We start from the raw sequence: 16,457 nt of genomic DNA on the forward strand, positions 1-16,457 counted from the left end.
TCGGCCGGTTTTGAACGCCCCGCCCCCCGGATCCGTACCCGTCGGCGAGCGACCGACTGGGGGGAAGCCCCGGACACCGGAGGTGGGCGTGCGCAAGGATGCGGCCGTGGCCAATGAACGTGGAGCGAGGGCCCGACATCGCATGTCCCAGTCCTCGGAACCTGATGAGGAGTTGATGCGTGCGCTCTATCGCGAGCACGCCGGACCTCTCCTCGCCTATGTCCTCCGGTTGGTGGCCGGTGACCGGCAGCGCGCCGAGGACGTGGTGCAGGAGACGCTCATCCGTGCCTGGAAGAACGCCGGTCAGCTCAATCGAGCCACCGGTTCGGTACGCCCCTGGCTGGTGACGGTCGCCCGGCGCATCGTCATCGACGGCCACCGCAGCCGGCAGGCCCGGCCGCAGGAGGTCGATCCGTCGCCGCTGGAGGTCATCCCCGCGGAGGACGAGATCGACAAGGCGCTGTGGCTGATGACGCTGTCGGACGCGCTCGACGACCTGACCCCGGCCCACCGGGAGGTGCTCGTCGAGACGTACTTCAAAGGGCGTACCGTCAACGAGGCGGCCGAGACACTGGGCATACCCAGCGGCACCGTCCGCTCGCGGGTGTTCTACGCCCTGCGATCGATGAAGCTGGCGCTGGAGGAGCGGGGGGTGACGGCGTGATGAGCGTGTACGGGGGATTCGGAACGGGTGGTGCGGGTATGTCTGGGGCCATGCAGGGAACCCCGGCTCCGAACGAGCACGAGACCGTCGGCGCCTACGCCCTCGGGATCCTTGACGACACCGAGGCAACCGCTTTCGAGGCGCATCTCGCCGGCTGCGAGTGGTGCGCTCAGCAGCTCGACGAACTCGCCGGGATGGAGCCGATGTTCGCCGCGCTCGCGGACCTGCCGGGCTCCGGCACACCCGCGGTCGGGGAGTCCCTTTCGGCCAAGCCCAGCCCGCGCCTGGTGGAGAAGCTCGTCGACGAGGTCGCCGAGCGCCGCGCCCAGAAGCGCCGGCGCGGCTTCTACCTGGTCGCCGCGGCGGCAGCGCTGATCATCGGCAGCCCGCTGACCGTGTTCGCGGTGAGCGGCTCGGACGGCGGAGACAACACCACGGCGGGCGCGAGTCCCGCGCAGTCCGCCTTCGCGTCGATGCCCGACAAGGTCACGGCGACGGACCCGACGACGAAGGTCACCGCGACGGTCGCCGTCGAGAAGAAGGACTGGGGCACGAACGCCGTTCTCGAACTGAGCAACGTCACCGGTTCGCAGAAGTGCTCGCTCATCGCCGTCGGCAAGAACGGCGAGCGTGAGACGGTCACGTCCTGGTCCGTCCCGGAGTGGGGCTACGGCGTCCCGAACGCCAAGACGGAAGAGGCCAAGAACCCCCTCTACGTCCGCGGCGGCGCGGCGCTCGAGCCGAACCAGATCGATCACTTCGAGGTGATGACCTTCGACGGGAAACAACTCGTCGAGGTGCCCTCCTAACTTCCGCCGACGGGCCCCTTTCGCGTACGGTTGACGGCTGCCCAGCACGTCAGAAGGGGGCCCGGTGGCCGCACAGGCTCAACAGGATTCCGCGGTCGGATCGGTCCACGGCGCGGCGCACGAAGCGGCGCACGACTCCGTACGGGACCGTGAGATCAGTGTGGAACAGCAGCACCTGGACCGGGTGTACCGCCGCCTCGAGGAGAAGATCCACGAGGCCGAGTTCCTCATGCGCGACGCGGCGCAGCGCGGCCAGGTGGGCACACCCGGCGCGCTGGCCGAGCGCGACGCGCAGGTCTTCCGGGCGGGCGTCCACCTCAACCGGCTGAACAACGAGTTCGAGGACTTTCTCTTCGGCCGTATCGACCTGCTGCTCGGCAAGGACGGCAGGAAGGGCCCGGACGGCGCCTACACGGCGGTGGAGCCGGCCGAGGGCGCGGTCCGCGAGGACGGCACGGCGGACATCGCCGAGACCCTGCACATCGGCCGTATCGGCGTCCTCGACGAGGACTACTCCCCGCTGGTCATCGACTGGCGGGCACCGGCCGCGGCCCCCTTCTACCGCTCCACCCCGGTCGACCCCGGCCGGGTCGTGCGCCGGCGCGTCATCCGCTCCAAGGGGCGGCGCGTGCTCGGCGTCGAGGACGATCTGATGCGTCCCGAGCTCAAGGCCGTCCTCGACGGCCACGAGCTGCCCGCGATCGGCGACGGCGCGCTGATGGCCGCGCTCGGCCGGTCCCGCGGCCACACCATGCGGGACATCGTCTCCTCCATCCAGGCCGAGCAGGACCTGGTCATCCGCGCCCCCGCTGCCTCGGTGACGTACGTCGAGGGCGGCCCGGGGACGGGCAAGACGGCGGTCGCGCTGCACCGGGCGGCCTACCTGCTCTACCAGGACCGGCGCCGCTACGCGGGCGGCATCCTGATCGTCTCCCCGACGCCGCTGCTCGTGGCCTACACCGAGGGCGTGCTGCCCTCGCTCGGCGAGGAGGGCCAGGTCGCCGTCCGGGCGATCGGCTCGCTCGTCGACGGCGTCGAGGCCACGCTGTACGACTCCCCGTCGGTGGCCCGGGCCAAGGGGTCGCACCGGATGCTGAAGGTGCTGCGCAAGGCGGCGCGGGGCGCGCTGGAGGCGAACGGCACACCGGACCGGCTGCGGGTCGTCGCCTTCGGCCGCCGGCTGGAGCTGGAGGCCGAAGAACTCGACCACGCCCGGCGTACCGCCCTCGGCGGCACCGCGCCGGTCAACCTGCTGCGCCCGCGCGCCCGCAAGCTGCTCCTCGACGCGCTGTGGCAGAAGTCGGGCGCCGGCACCCGGCACACCGACCCGGAGCTCGCCGCTGAGCTGCGCTCCTCCTTCGACGAGGACGTCACCGGCGAGGACTCCTTCGCCGCCTTCCTCGACGCCTGGTGGCCGGAGCTGACCCCGGCCGCCGTGCTCACCGCCATGGCCGACGAGCGGCGGCTGGGCCGCTGGGCGCGCCGGATCCTCAACCCGGGGGAGGTGCGCCGGGTGGCCCGCTCGCTGCGGCGCGGCGGCCACTCGGTGCACGACATCGCCCTGCTCGACGAGCTCCAGGCGATCCTCGGCACCCCGGCCCGCCCGCGCCGCAAGCGCGAACTGGATCCGCTGGACCAGCTCACCGGTCTGGAGGAGCTGATGCCGGTGCGGGAGGAGTCGCAGCGGGAGCGGGCGGAACGCCTCGCGCAGGAGCGCACCGAGTACGCGCACGTCATCGTGGACGAGGCGCAGGACCTCACGCCCATGCAGTGGCGGATGGTCGGCCGCCGCGGCCGGCACGCCACCTGGACGGTCGTCGGCGACCCCGCCCAGTCCTCCTGGTCCGACCAGGACGAGGCGGCCGAGGCGCGCGACGAGGCCCTGGGCACCCGGCCGCGCCGCCGTTTCGAGCTGACCGTGAACTACCGCAACCCCGCCGAGATCGCCGAGCTGGCCTCGAAGGTCCTCGCCCTGGCCATGCCCGGCTCCACCGCGCCGACGGCCGTGCGCTCCACCGGGGTGGAGCCGCGCTTCGCCGTCGTCAGGGGTTCCCTGGAGAAGAGCGTGCGGGCGGAGGCGGAACGGCTCCTCGACCTGGTCGACGGCACGGTCGGCGTGGTCGTCGCCATGAACCGGCGCGAGGAGGCCCGGCGCTGGCTCGCCGGGCTCGGCGACCGGGTGGTGGCCCTCGGCAGCCTGGAGGCCAAGGGTCTCGAGTACGACGCGACGATCGTCGTCTCGCCCGCGGAGATCGCGGACGAGTCACCGGCCGGCCTGCGGGTCCTGTACGTGGCCCTGACCAGGGCCACCCAGCAGCTCACGGTGGTCTCCGCGGAGCGGGACGAGCCGGACGGGGCCGGGGTGCCGGATCTGCTGAGGGACTGAACAACGGGTGAACCTCGGCGACGGGAATGGCCACCGCGGATCCGTTTGTTAGCCTGGATACGGCACCGGCCCGATCCAAGCCCCCGGGCCCAACCTTTGTCGCTACGAGCGACCACTTGCCGCGAGGCGAGCATGGCGGGTCGGTGTCATACAAACTTCGAGAGGCCCACGTCACGGTGTGACGTGGGCCTCTTTTGTCACTCCGGCATCTTCCGCCACCGCGAAGGTTCTCGTATGGTGGAATTCAAATTCCGAAAATGTCACCTCCCGGTGAACACTACGTCCGCAACCCGGGGCGGCTACCACGTACTCAGGGGTAGGTGCGACGATCGGACGGCAGAACTTCGCGACACGGTGAAAGCAGAGGAAGTCGGCCATGGCAACGGCGCCCAGCGTCTCCTACTCGATGACCATCCGTCTGGAGGTGCCGGCGGGCGGAACCGCCGTATCGCAGCTCACCACGGCCGTGGAGTCCTCCGGAGGCTCGGTGACCGGCCTCGACGTCACGGCCTCGGGCCACGAGCGGCTCCGTATCGACGTCACCATCGCGGCCACCTCGACGGCCCACGCCGAGGAGATCGTCGAGAAGCTGCGCGGCATCGAGGGCGTCACGCTGGGCAAGGTCTCGGACCGTACGTTCCTCATGCACCTCGGCGGCAAGATCGAGATGGCGTCCAAGCACCCCATCCGCAACCGTGACGACCTGTCCATGGTCTACACCCCCGGTGTGGCCCGCGTGTGCATGGCGATCGCGGAGAACCCCGAGGACGCCCGGCGCCTGACCATCAAGCGCAACTCCGTTGCGGTCGTGACGGACGGCTCGGCCGTGCTCGGCCTGGGCAACATCGGCCCGAAGGCCGCCCTGCCGGTCATGGAGGGCAAGGCGGCCCTCTTCAAGCGCTTCGCCGGCATCGACGCCTGGCCGATCTGCCTGGACACCCAGGACAGCGACGCGATCGTCGAGATCGTCAAGGCGATCGCCCCCGGCTTCGCGGGCATCAACCTGGAGGACATCTCCGCGCCCCGCTGCTTCGAGATCGAGGCCCGGCTGCGCGAGGCCCTCGACATCCCCGTCTTCCACGACGACCAGCACGGCACCGCGATCGTCGTGCTCGCCTCGCTGACCAACGCGCTGCGCGTGGTCGGCAAGTCGATCGACAGCGTGCGCGTGGTCATGTCCGGCGCCGGCGCGGCCGGTACGGCGATCCTGCGGCTGCTGCTCGCCGCGGGCGTGAAGAACGCCGTCGTCGCCGACATCCACGGTGTGGTGCACGCCGGCCGTGACGACCTCGTCGGTGCCGCCCCGGACTCCCCGCTGCGCTGGATCGCGGACAACACCAACCCGGAGGGCCTGACCGGCACCCTGAAGGAGGCCGTGCACGACGCGGACGTCTTCATCGGCGTCTCGGCGCCCAACGTGCTCGACGGCGACGACGTGGCCGCCATGGCGGAGGGCGCGATCGTGTTCGCGCTCGCGAACCCCGACCCCGAGGTGGACCCGGCAATCGCCCGTCAGACGGCGGCAGTTGTGGCCACCGGCCGCTCCGACTTCCCCAACCAGATCAACAACGTGCTGGTCTTCCCGGGTGTCTTCCGCGGCCTGCTGGACGCACAGTCCCGTACCGTCAACACGGAGATGATGCTGGCCGCCGCGCAGGCGCTGGCCGACGTGGTCACCGGGGACGAGCTGAACCCGAACTACATCATCCCGAGCGTATTCAACGACAAGGTCGCCGGAGCGGTGGCCGGAGCGGTCCGGGAGGCGGCCGCGAAAACGGCGGCTACGGCGTGATGATTGCCACCGTGCCGGGAAACCGGCGCGTCGTGAAGCACCCCGCCGCCGGCGGAGCCTTATCGTGACGGCCAGGCTCGGGCATCTCTTCGTGTGACTCCCAAGGGTGTTCTCACGACTCCTATGGGTGCCGGATTGGCATTCGCGCCGCAGGTGGGGGCAGGATGCCTCCCTGGGCGCGAGGGTTCGGCGACGGACCCGGGTCCGGGGACTCACCGAGGACCCTGGCAGCATCGGCTTCGCTGGCCCAACATGCGGCCTCGCCGCAACGGCAAGAAGAACACGGGAGTAAGAACATGAACCGCAGTGAGCTGGTGGCCGCGCTGGCCGACCGTGCCGAGGTGACCCGCAAGGACGCCGACGCCGTGCTGGCCGCGTTCGCCGACGTCGTCGGCGACATCGTCTCCAAGGGGGACGAGAAGGTCACCATCCCTGGTTTCCTGACCTTCGAGCGCACCCACCGTGCCGCTCGCACCGCTCGCAACCCGCAGACCGGCGAGCCGATCCAGATCCCGGCCGGCTACAGCGTGAAGGTCTCCGCGGGCAGCAAGCTCAAGGAAGCGGCCAAGGGCAAGTGACCCCAGCCGTCTCGTGCGCCGCGGGACGGCGCACGGGGCGCTGAGGGCCGGTCCTTTCAGGCCACCACGACGCCAATGGGGCGGCCCCTCGCCGGGGGCCGCCCCACCGTCGTACCGACTTCCCGGTCAGCCGAGCGCCTGCCCCGGGAGTTCCACCTTGGCGCCCAGCTCCACGAGCTTCTCCATGAAGTTCTCGTAGCCGCGGTTGATCAGCTCGATGCCGTGGACGCGGGACGTGCCCTGGGCGGCCAGGGCCGCGATCAGGTAGGAGAAGCCGCCGCGCAGGTCGGGGATGACCAGGTCGGCACCCTGGAGCCGGGTCGGGCCCGACACCACCGCGGAGTGCAGGAAGTTCCGCTGGCCGAAGCGGCAGTCCGAGCCGCCCAGGCACTCGCGGTAGAGCTGGATGTGGGCGCCCATCTGGTTGAGCGCGGAGGTGAAGCCCAGACGCGACTCGTACACCGTCTCGTGGATGATCGACAGGCCCGTGGCCTGGGTCAGGGCGACGACCAGCGGCTGCTGCCAGTCCGTCTGGAAACCGGGGTGCACGTCCGTCTCCAGCGCTATGGACTTCAACTGGCCGCCCGGGTGCCAGAAGCGGATGCCCTCGTCGTCGATCCGGAACGCGCCGCCCACCTTCCGGTAGGTGTTCAGGAAGGTCATCATCGACCGCTGCTGCGCGCCGCGGACGTAGATGTCGCCCTCGGTCGCCAGCGCCGCCGACGCCCAGGACGCGGCCTCCAGCCTGTCCGAAAGCGCCCGGTGGTCGTAGCCGCCGAGCTTCTCCACACCCGTGATCCGGATCGTCCGGTCGGTGTCCATCGCGATGATCGCGCCCATCTTCTGCAGAACGCAGATCAGGTCCTCGATCTCCGGCTCGACGGCCGCGTTGGACAGCTCGGTGACGCCTTCGGCCAGCACGGCCGTCAGCAGCACCTGCTCGGTCGCGCCGACCGACGGGTACGGCAGCCGGATCTTCGTCCCGCGCAGGCCCTTCGGCGCCTCCAGATACTGCCCGTCGGCCCGCTTCTCGATGACCGCGCCGAACTGCCGCAGCACGTCGAAGTGGAAGTCGATGGGCCGGCCGCCGATGTCGCAGCCGCCCAGGCCGGGGATGAACGCGTGCCCCAGCCGGTGCAGCAGCGGCCCGCAGAACAGGATCGGAATGCGCGAGGAGCCCGCGTGGGCGTCGATGTCGGCGACGTTGGCGCTCTCCACCCGGGTCGGGTCGAGCACCAGCTCACCCGGTTCCTCACCCGGACGGACCGTCACCCCGTGCAGTTGCAGCAGACCCCGCACGACACGCACGTCACGGATGTCCGGAACGTTGCGCAGGCGACTTGGCTCACCGCCCAGCAGGGCGGCGACCATGGCCTTCGGTACGAGGTTCTTCGCACCGCGGACTCGGATCTCGCCCTCCAGCGGGGTTCCGCCATGGACAAGCAGTACGTCGTCAGTGCCGTTGACGGTCATGTATCTCGCGTTCCGATGAGGGTGGTCAGGGGCCGGCCGATCACAGCGGAGGGGGCCGGAGAGACAGGGTAATCGCCGTGCGCCCCCCTGTAGGAAGCCCGTGGGCGGCCCGGGTCGGCCATCGGGCCCGCGCCGACACGCCCCGTTGAGCGCCGGGCACGTGCGGTCACCATCGCCGCCGTGCGCCGGTGACGCTTCCGTGTCCCCTGAGCTGCGCTCACCCCCGCAGCCGGATTGGCTCCCCATGCGAAGGGAAGATGCGGGATCATGTCTGGCATGACCGAGGTGTCCTCGCTCACAGGGCGGCTGCTCGTGGCCACGCCCGCCCTGGCGGACCCGAACTTCGACCGCGCGGTGGTGCTCCTTCTCGACCACGACGAGGAGGGTTCCCTCGGTGTCGTCCTCAACCGTCCCACCCCCGTGGACGTGGGCGACATCCTGGAGGGCTGGGCGGACCTCGCCGGGGAGCCCGGCGTCGTCTTCCAGGGCGGCCCGGTGTCCCTGGACTCCGCACTCGGCGTCGCCGTCATCCCCGGCGGCTCCGGCGAAGGCGCCCCGCTGGGCTGGCGCCGGGTGCACGGCGCGATCGGTCTCGTCGACCTGGAGGCGCCTCCCGAACTGCTGGCCTCCGCCCTCGGCTCGCTGCGGATCTTCGCCGGGTACGCCGGCTGGGGCCCCGGCCAGCTCGAGGACGAGCTGGAGGACGGAGCCTGGTACGTCGTCGAGTCCGAACCCGGCGACGTGTCCTCCCCGGCCCCCGAGAAACTCTGGCGCGAAGTGCTGCGCCGCCAGCGCAACGAGCTGGCGATGGTCGCCACATATCCGGACGACCCTTCGCTCAACTGATGCCCAGGGCCTTCAGTACCCTTGCGGTATGAGCACTCTCGAGCCCGAGCGCGGCACTGGTACGGGTACCCTCGTCGAGCCGACGCCGCAGGTGTCCCACGGCGACGGCGACCACGAGCGCTTCGCCCACTACGTCCAGAAGGACAAGATCATGGCGAGCGCCCTCGACGGTACGCCCGTCGTGGCGCTGTGCGGCAAGGTGTGGGTGCCGGGCCGCGACCCGAAGAAGTACCCCGTCTGCCCGCTGTGCAAGGAGATCTACGAATCCATGAGCGGCGGCGGCGAAGGCGGCGACGACAAGAAGAAGTAACCGGCTCCCCGCTCGGCAGAGACTCGCAGGGCCCCCGAGGCGCGCACAGGCGTGCCCCGGGGGCCTGTGTCGTCGACGGGCCCGTGCACCATGTGCAACGCCCGTTGCGTTGAGTCGCCGCCGACGCTACCCATGGGGCATGACCGATGTGATTCCGGCCCCGCGCGCCGCGGCCGGCTCCCAGGACCGCGCCGTCCCGCTCGACCGGAACACCACGCTGTGGGCCGCGGAGGGCACCGGCGGCACGGAACGCTGGCTGCGCGGCACGCTCGGCGCGGCCCTCGGCCTGCCCCTCCCGCCCGGCGCCGAGGACGACCCGGACTCCGTGCGGCTGCGCCTGGACGACTCCCTGGAGCCCGAGGCGTACCGGCTCGCCGCCGTCGCCGGCCGAGGTGTCGAGATCAGCGGCGGCTCCCCGGCCGGGGTGTTCTGGGGCGCGCAGACCCTCCGCCAGCTCCTCGGACCCGACGCCTTCCGGCGCGCCCCCGTACGGCCGGACGCCGCCCACGCGGTCCCGGCGGGGGTGATCGAGGACGCACCCCGCTTCCGCTGGCGCGGCCTGATGCTCGACGTGGCCCGCCACTTCATGCCGAAGGACGGCGTGCTGCGCTACCTCGACCTGATGGCCGCGCACAAACTCAACGTGCTGCACTTCCACCTGACGGACGACCAGGGCTGGCGCGTCGAGATCAAGCGCTACCCGAGGCTGACCGAGACCGGCTCCTGGCGGGCGCGGACGAGATTCGGCCACCGGGCGTCCCCGCTGTGGGAGGACAAACCGCACGGCGGTCACTACACCCAGGACGACATCAGGGAGATCGTCGCCTACGCCGCCGAACGGCACATCTCCGTCGTCCCCGAGATAGACGTGCCCGGGCACTCGCAGGCCGCCATCGCCGCGTACCCGGAACTCGGCAACACCGACGTCGTCGACACCGCCGCCCTCACCGTCTGGGACGACTGGGGGGTCAACCCGAACGTCCTCGCCCCCACCGACGCCACCCTGCGCTTCTACGAGGGCGTCTTCGAGGAACTGCTCGACCTGTTCCCCGCGGACGCCGTGGCCTCCACCGGATCCGCGGGGTTTTCGGGTTTCTCGGGTTTCTCGGGTTTTTCAGAGTTCTTCCACATCGGCGGCGACGAGTGCCCCAAGGAGCAGTGGCGGGCCTCGCCGGCCGCGCGGGCGCGGATCGCGGAACTCGGGCTGGCCGGCGAGGACGCGCTCCAGTCCTGGTTCATCGGCCACTTCGACGCCTGGCTCACCGCGCGCGGGCGCAGGCTGATCGGCTGGGACGAGATCCTGGAGGGCGGTCTGGCGGCGGGGGCCGCGGTGTCGTCCTGGCGCGGGTACGCGGGCGGGATCGCCGCCGCGCGGGCCGGCCACGACGTCGTCATGTGCCCCGAACAGCAGGTGTACCTGGACCACCGCCAGGCCCCGAGCGCGGACGAGCCCGTGCCGATCGGCTACGTGCGCACCCTGGAGGACGTCTACCGGTTCGAGCCGGTCCCGCCGGAACTGGACGAGGCGCAGGCCCGCCATGTGCTGGGCGCACAGGCGAACGTGTGGACCGAGGTGATGGAGGATCAGGCCCGCGTGGACTACCAGGTGTTCCCCAGGCTGGCCGCCTTCGCCGAGGTCGCCTGGAGCGCCCTGCCCGCCCCGGCGGAACGGGACTTCGCGGATTTCGAGCGGCGGATGAACGCCCACTACGGGCGTCTGGACGCCCTGGGAGTCGGCTACCGGCCTCCCGCCGGGCCGCACCCGTGGCAGCGGCGTCCGGGCGTCCTCGGGCGGCCTCTGGAGGGTCCTCCGCCCTCGCGGTAGCCGCCGAGGCGGTGGGGCGGCCGATTCCGCTCAGGGCCCAGCCCGCCGGTTCCGCCGTCTCGAACAGGTGCCGGAAAAAGACCGTAAGAGTCAGCGAAGAGTGGGAATTCGCCCGCACCGGTGATGATGTGCCAAATCAGGCCATGTCCCCGATGAGGTGGGCGAATGCCACCTAGCGGACCCCTGTCTTCGGGCCCTGCGAAGATGTGCCAGAGTTGCCACGTCCGGCCTGTCAGCACGTACCGTACGGCAGCACAGGTGGGACCAGTGGGGGCAGCGGGAAGGGGCAGCCGGTTTTGACCACGCACGCACCTCGGGCGGCGCAGGCCGTCACACTGCCCACGACACTGAACGAGGCGGTGGCGGCACTGGCCGCCATGCCCGCGGCGGTGCCCGTGGCCGGCGGCACCGACCTCATGGCCGCAGTCAACTCCGGGCAGCTCAGGCCCACCGCGCTGGTCGGGCTCGGCCGGATCAGCGAGATCCGCGGCTGGCAGTACCAGGACGGCCACGCGCTGCTCGGCGCCGGACTCACCCACGCGCGCATGGGACGCCCCGACTTCGCCGCCCTGATCCCGGCGCTGGCCGCCGCCGCCCGCGCCGCGGGCCCGCCGCACATCCGCAACGCGGGCACCCTGGGCGGCAACATCGCCTCCGCCGCTCCCACCGGGGACGCGCTGCCGGTGCTGGCCGCCCTGGAGGCGACCCTGATCATCGCGGGCCCGGGCGGAGCCCGCCGGGAGATCCCGGTGTCGCACCTGCTGGCCGGCGTGGAGATGCTCCGCGCGGGCGAGCTCATCGGCTACGTGCGCGTACCGCTGCTGCACGCGCCGCAGGTCTTCCTCAAGGCGACCGGCCGCACCGGACCGGGCCGCGCGGTCGCGTCCGTGGCGCTGGTCCTCGATCCGGCCCGGCGCGGGGTGCGCTGCGCGGTGGGCGCCATAGCGCCGATGCCGCTGCGGCCGCTGGACGCCGAGCACTGGGTGGCCCAGCTCATCGACTGGGACGCCGGCCGCGTGATCGTCCCCGAGGCGCAGACCGCCTTCGGCGAGTACGTGGCCGCGGCCTGCATCCCCGATCCGGTCCCGGCCGAGGACGGCTCCGTGCAGCAGCTTCCGCCCGCCGTACTGCATCTGCGGCGCACCGTCGCCGCGCTGGCCCGACGAGCACTGGGGAGGGCGCTGTCGTGACCGACGACCAGCACGCGGAGGGCACGCCGGGCAGCGGCGGCCGATGGGACCCGCTGCCGCAGGGCGAGTACGACGACGGCGCCACCGCGTTCGTGAAGCTGCCCGAGGGAGGCATCGACGCCCTCCTGGCCGCCGACAGCCCGCTCGCGGCGCCGGGCCACGGCTACGTGCCGCCGCAGATAGCGGTCACGCCCGCCCCCACGGGGGGCACCGACCCGGCGGCGCCCGGCGGTTGGGGCGTGCCGGGCGCGCCCGCGCAGGGCGCCCAGTGGCCCGACCCCAACGCGGTGCCGCAGGACGCAGGCACGGGTGACCGGTTCACGTACCGTCCGGAGGCCACCCAGCAGTGGAACTTCGACGAGGGCCAGGCGGGCCCGGCCGCTCAGGCCCCGCCCGCGCCCGGGCAGGACGTGACCGGGCAGTGGTCGATCCCCGTCGCCGGGGGTGACATCCCGGACGAATCCGGCGAGTTCACCACGTCGTCGCTGGTCCAGCAGTGGGGCGGCACCCCTCCGTCCACGCTCCCCGGTGGCGCGGCTGCCCCATGGGCCACGGAGGAGGTCGGCCAGGCCTGGAGCCGCCCCCGCCCCGAGCACGGCGGCCCCCAGGCGGGCGGCCCCTACGAGACCGGCCCGGGCTCGCCCGAAGCCGCGTACGGCACGCACGGAGACGGACGGATGCCGGGGGCTCCCGCCGCGGGCGGGCACGGCGCCGGGGCGGGCCAGGGCGCGTACGGGGCGCATGGCGCGCCCGCGGACGTGCGGCCCCCGGGGTCTTCCGCCGCGGACGGTGTAGCCGGTGGCGCGTCTTTGGCCGGGCGGCCGGGCGGAGTTGCGCCCGGTGCCGGGGCGGCCGAAGCGGCGTACGACACGAGCGGAGACGGGCGGCTGCCCGGGGCTTTCGCCGCGGGCGGAGCGACCGGTGGTGCCTTCCCGGCCGGAGGGCCCGGTGCGCGCGCGGAAGCGCAGTCGCCGGGAGCTTCCGCCGCGGAGGGCGTGCCCGGTGCCGGGGCGGCGGAAGGCGCGTACCGGACCGGCGCCGACGGCCGTCCGGAGGAGGCCGGGCACGCGCCCGGGGAATCCGCGCCGGAGGCCGCGACCGCCGGCCCGCTGCCGCCGGCCGTGACCGGAACCGGCGCGGACGCCGCACAGGGGCGGGGCAGCGGCGCCACGGCGGCGGAGGCCCAACTCCGCGCGGAACAGGACTCCCAGGACTCGCAGTCCCGGCCCGAGTCCCCGGCGGAGTCCGGCGCGGACTCCCCACGGCCGGCCTCCGGCGCGGCCGCGGCCGGACGGGACATCCGGGGGACCGGCAAGGCCGCCGAGGGGCCCACCGGGCGCCCCGCGCGGCCCGGCCCGGCCGAGGACACCCAGCCGCCCTCCGGGGCCGCCGAGCAGCCCGTCACGACCTCCGGCTCCGCGACCGCGGACGAAGCATCCACCGCCCCGGGCCCGGACGCCGGACAGACGGACGCCGCCGCCCAGGAGGACCCGCCTGCCGCGCCCCCGCAGGACGAGCACCCGCTCGCCTCGTACGTGCTGCGCGTCAACGGCGCCGACCGGCCCGTCACCGACGCCTGGATCGGCGAGTCGCTGCTGTACGTGCTGCGCGAGCGGCTCGGGCTCGCGGGCGCCAAGGACGGCTGCTCGCAGGGCGAGTGCGGCGCCTGCAACGTTCAGGTCGACGGACGCCTGGTCGCCTCCTGCCTGGTGCCCGCCGTCACCGCGGCCGGCAGCGAGGTGCGCACGGTCGAGGGACTGGCCGTGGACGGACAGCCCTCGGACGTGCAGCGGGCGCTCGCCCGCTGCGGCGCGGTGCAGTGCGGCTTCTGCGTGCCCGGCATGGCCATGACCGTGCACGATCTGCTGGAGGGCAACCCGGACCCGACCGAGTTGGAGACCCGCCAGGCGCTGTGCGGCAACCTCTGCCGCTGCACGGGCTACCGCGGCGTCCTCCAGGCCGTCAAGGAGGTCGTCACCGAACGCGAGGCGCACTCCGCGGCGGACGAGGCCGATCAGGAGGCCGACGAGCCGCGCATCCCGCACCAGGCGGGCCCGGGCGCGGGCGGGATCCACCCCTCCGCGTTCGACACCCCCGCACCGCACGACCCCTACGGCCAGGACGGAGGCCAGGCGTGAGCAACGAAGCCGCCACCGCCGCCGCGGAGACCGCCCCCGCACCCGAACCGCTGCCGCACGGGCTCGGCTCCTCGCTGCCGGCCGCCGACGCCCGCGCCAAGACGGAGGGCACCTTCCCGTACGCGGCCGACCTGTGGGCCGAGGGCCTGCTGTGGGCGGCGGTGCTGCGCTCGCCGCACCCGCACGCGCGCATCGTGTCCATCGACACGGCACACGCGCGCGAGATGCCCGGCGTACGGGCCGTCATCACCCACGAGGACGTCCCGGGCCGCCCGGTCCACGGCCGCGGCACGCCCGACCGCCCGGTGTTCGCCTCCGAGGTCGTGCGCCACCACGGCGAGCCCATCGCGGCCGTGGCCGCCGACCACCCGGACACCGCCCGGATGGCCGCCGCGGCCGTCATCGTCGAGTACGAGGTGCTCGACCCGGTGACCGACCCCGAACAGGCCTTCGAGGCCGAGCCGCTGCACCCCGACGGCAATCTGATCCGGCACATCCCGCTGCGCCACGGCGACCCGGACGCGGCCGGCGAGGTCGTCGTCGAGGGCCTGTACCGCATCGGCCGACAGGACCCCGCCCCCATCGGCGCCGAGGCCGGCCTCGCGGTGCCCCGCCCCGACGGCGGCGTGGAGCTGTACCTGGCCTCCACCGACCCGCACACCGACCGCGACGCGCTCGCCGCCTGCTACGGCCTGGAACCCGAGCGCGTGAAGATCGTCGTCACCGGCGTGCCCGGTGCCACGGCCGACCGCGAGGACCAGGGCTGCCAGCTCCCGCTCGGCCTGCTGGCGCTGAAGACCGGCTGCCCGGTGAAGCTCACCGCGACCCGCGAGGAGTCGTTCCTGGGGCACCCCCACCGCCACCCGACGCTGCTGCGCTACCGCCACCACGCCGACGCCGAGGGCACGCTGGTCAAGGTCGAGGCGCAGATCCTGCTGGACGCGGGCGCCTACGCCGACACCTCCTCCGAGGCCCTCGCCGCCGCCGTGTCCTTCGCCTGCGGCCCCTACGTCGTCCCGAACGCCTTCATCGAGGGCTGGGCCGTGCGCACCAACAACCCGCCCTCCGGCCATGTCCGCGGCGAGGGCGCGATGCAGGTGTGCGCCGCCTACGAGGCGCAGATGGACAAGCTGGCCAAGAAGCTCGGCCTCGATCCGGCCGAGGTGCGCCTGCGCAACGCCATGGCGACCGGCGACGTACTGCCGACCGGCCAGACCGTGACGTGCCCGGCCCCGGTCGCCGAACTGCTCCAGGCCGTACGGGACCACCCGCTGCCGCCGCTGCCCAAGGACGTCCCCGAGGAGGAGTGGCTGCTGCCCGGCGGGCTCGAGGGAGCGGGCGAACCGGGCGCGGTGCGCCGGGGCGTGGGCTACGGCCTGGGCATGGTGCACATGCTCGGCGCCGAGGGCGCCGACGAGGTCTCCACGGCGACCGTGCGGGTGCAGGGCGGTGTGGCGACGGTGCTGTGCGCGGCGGTGGAGTCCGGCCAGGGCTTCACGACGCTCGCCCGGCAGATCGTCCAGGACACCCTCGGCATCGACGAGGTGCACGTGGCACCCGTCGACACCGACCAGCCCCCGGCCGGCGCCGGCTGCCGCGGCCGCCACACCTGGGTGTCGGGCGGCGCGGTCGAACGCGCGGCCAAGATGGTCCGCACCCAGCTCCTCCAGCCCCTCGCCCACAAGTTCGGGATGTCCACCGAACTGCTCCAGATCACCGACGGCAAGATCACGTCGTACGACGGCGTGCTGTCCACCACGGTCACGGAGGCGCTGGACGGCAAGGAGCTGTGGGCGACCGCCCAGTGCCGCCCGCACCCCACCGAGCCGCTGGACGGGGCGGGCCAGGGCGACGCCTTCGTGGGCCTGGCCTTCTGCGCCGTGCGCGCGGTGGTGGACGTGGACATCGAGCTGGGCTCGGTGCGGGTCGTCGAGATGGCCCTCGCCCAGGACGTGGGCCGGGTGCTCAACCCAGCCCAGCTCGCCGCCCGGATCGAGGGGGGCGTCACCCAGGGCGTGGGCATCGCCCTCACCGAGAACCTGCGTACCCCGCGCGGGCTGGTCCGCCACCCCGACCTCACCGGCTACGCCCTGCCCACCGCCCTGGACGCGCCCGACATCCGGATCGTGAAACTGGTCGAGGAGCGGGACGTCGTCGCCCCCTTCGGCGCGAAGGCGGTCAGCGCGGTACCGGTGGTGACCTCCCCGGCGGCCGTCGCCTCCGCGGTGCGCGCCGCCACGGGCCGTCCGGTCAACCGGCTGCCGATCCGGCCGCAGGCCGCGGTCGTGACCACGCAGTGAGAGGTGCCCGCCCGCAGTGAACCGGGCCGGAAGGGAACGCCGGGCGCCCGCCCGGCGTCTTCCGTTTTGGGACGTTGTCAGTGAGGGGGCGTAGTCTTCCGGCAGTGGGGACGAGGGCACTCGCCCGAGACGGAGCGCCCGGACCC

12 protein-coding genes are annotated in these 16,457 nt (G+C 73.0%); 11 read left to right on the forward strand and 1 reads right to left on the reverse strand.

The genetic code is table 11. The annotated features are described in order from the left end of the window. Positions 1-142: 142 nt before the first annotated feature. From ACF09J_RS06495 to ACF09J_RS06515, 5 genes are all read left to right on the forward strand, one after another. Entirely contained in the window at positions 143-664 is a 522-nt protein-coding gene (locus ACF09J_RS06495) for a sigma-70 family RNA polymerase sigma factor (RefSeq protein WP_019056398.1), read from the forward strand. After that, positions 664-1,473 (forward strand): anti-sigma factor family protein, encoded by an 810-nt coding sequence (locus tag ACF09J_RS06500; protein WP_392304248.1) that lies wholly within the window; start codon positions 664-666, stop codon positions 1,471-1,473. Before ACF09J_RS06495 ends, ACF09J_RS06500 begins: the two co-directional genes overlap by 1 nt. 64 nt (positions 1,474-1,537) lie before the next feature. Next, a complete protein-coding gene (locus ACF09J_RS06505; RefSeq protein ID WP_392304249.1) occupies positions 1,538-3,859 on the forward strand; it encodes a HelD family protein in 2,322 nt (773 codons plus the stop codon). Positions 3,860-4,235: 376 nt separating this feature from the next. Continuing rightward, positions 4,236-5,651 carry an NAD-dependent malic enzyme gene (locus ACF09J_RS06510; RefSeq protein ID WP_392304250.1) on the forward strand — a complete coding sequence of 472 codons (1,416 nt, stop codon included), beginning with the start codon at positions 4,236-4,238 and terminating at the stop codon, positions 5,649-5,651. A 296-nt stretch (positions 5,652-5,947) separates the two neighbouring features. After that, on the forward strand, positions 5,948-6,229 hold the full coding sequence (locus ACF09J_RS06515) for an HU family DNA-binding protein (protein WP_003990598.1): 282 nt from the start codon (positions 5,948-5,950) through the stop codon (positions 6,227-6,229). A gap of 126 nt (positions 6,230-6,355) precedes the next feature. On the opposite strand, the gene murA is transcribed toward ACF09J_RS06515, so the two are convergent. Beyond that, positions 6,356-7,702, reverse strand: a complete 1,347-nt coding sequence (gene murA / locus ACF09J_RS06520; protein WP_392304251.1) for a UDP-N-acetylglucosamine 1-carboxyvinyltransferase — start codon at positions 7,700-7,702, stop codon at positions 6,356-6,358. Between the two features lie 276 nt (positions 7,703-7,978). Between murA and ACF09J_RS06525 the strand changes: the two genes are divergently transcribed. The 6 genes from ACF09J_RS06525 to ACF09J_RS06550 all read left to right on the forward strand — a co-directional run bounded on the left by ACF09J_RS06525 (position 7,979) and on the right by ACF09J_RS06550 (position 16,311). Next, positions 7,979-8,548, forward strand: coding sequence for a YqgE/AlgH family protein (locus tag ACF09J_RS06525; RefSeq protein ID WP_392304252.1), 570 nt, complete (start codon positions 7,979-7,981; stop codon positions 8,546-8,548). A gap of 28 nt (positions 8,549-8,576) precedes the next feature. Further along, positions 8,577-8,858, forward strand: coding sequence for a DUF3039 domain-containing protein (locus ACF09J_RS06530; RefSeq protein ID WP_141360526.1), 282 nt, complete (start codon positions 8,577-8,579; stop codon positions 8,856-8,858). Between the two features lie 139 nt (positions 8,859-8,997). Then, entirely contained in the window at positions 8,998-10,683 is a 1,686-nt protein-coding gene (locus ACF09J_RS06535; RefSeq protein ID WP_392304253.1) for a beta-N-acetylhexosaminidase, read from the forward strand. Positions 10,684-10,979: 296 nt separating this feature from the next. Then, the gene (locus ACF09J_RS06540) at positions 10,980-11,873 is read left to right on the forward strand and encodes an FAD binding domain-containing protein (RefSeq protein WP_392304254.1); all 894 of its coding nucleotides are present in this window, start codon (positions 10,980-10,982) and stop codon (positions 11,871-11,873) included. Beyond that, positions 11,870-14,011, forward strand: coding sequence for a 2Fe-2S iron-sulfur cluster-binding protein (locus ACF09J_RS06545; RefSeq protein ID WP_392304255.1), 2,142 nt, complete (start codon positions 11,870-11,872; stop codon positions 14,009-14,011). Before ACF09J_RS06540 ends, ACF09J_RS06545 begins: the two co-directional genes overlap by 4 nt. Further along, positions 14,008-16,311: a xanthine dehydrogenase family protein molybdopterin-binding subunit gene (locus ACF09J_RS06550; RefSeq protein ID WP_392304256.1), complete on the forward strand. Its 2,304-nt coding sequence runs from the start codon at positions 14,008-14,010 to the stop codon at positions 16,309-16,311. Before ACF09J_RS06545 ends, ACF09J_RS06550 begins: the two co-directional genes overlap by 4 nt. Positions 16,312-16,457: the final 146 nt, after the last annotated feature.

It is taken from the genome of Streptomyces sp. NPDC014889 (assembly GCF_043081205.1).
Classification (GTDB): Bacteria; Actinomycetota; Actinomycetes; order Streptomycetales; family Streptomycetaceae; genus Streptomyces.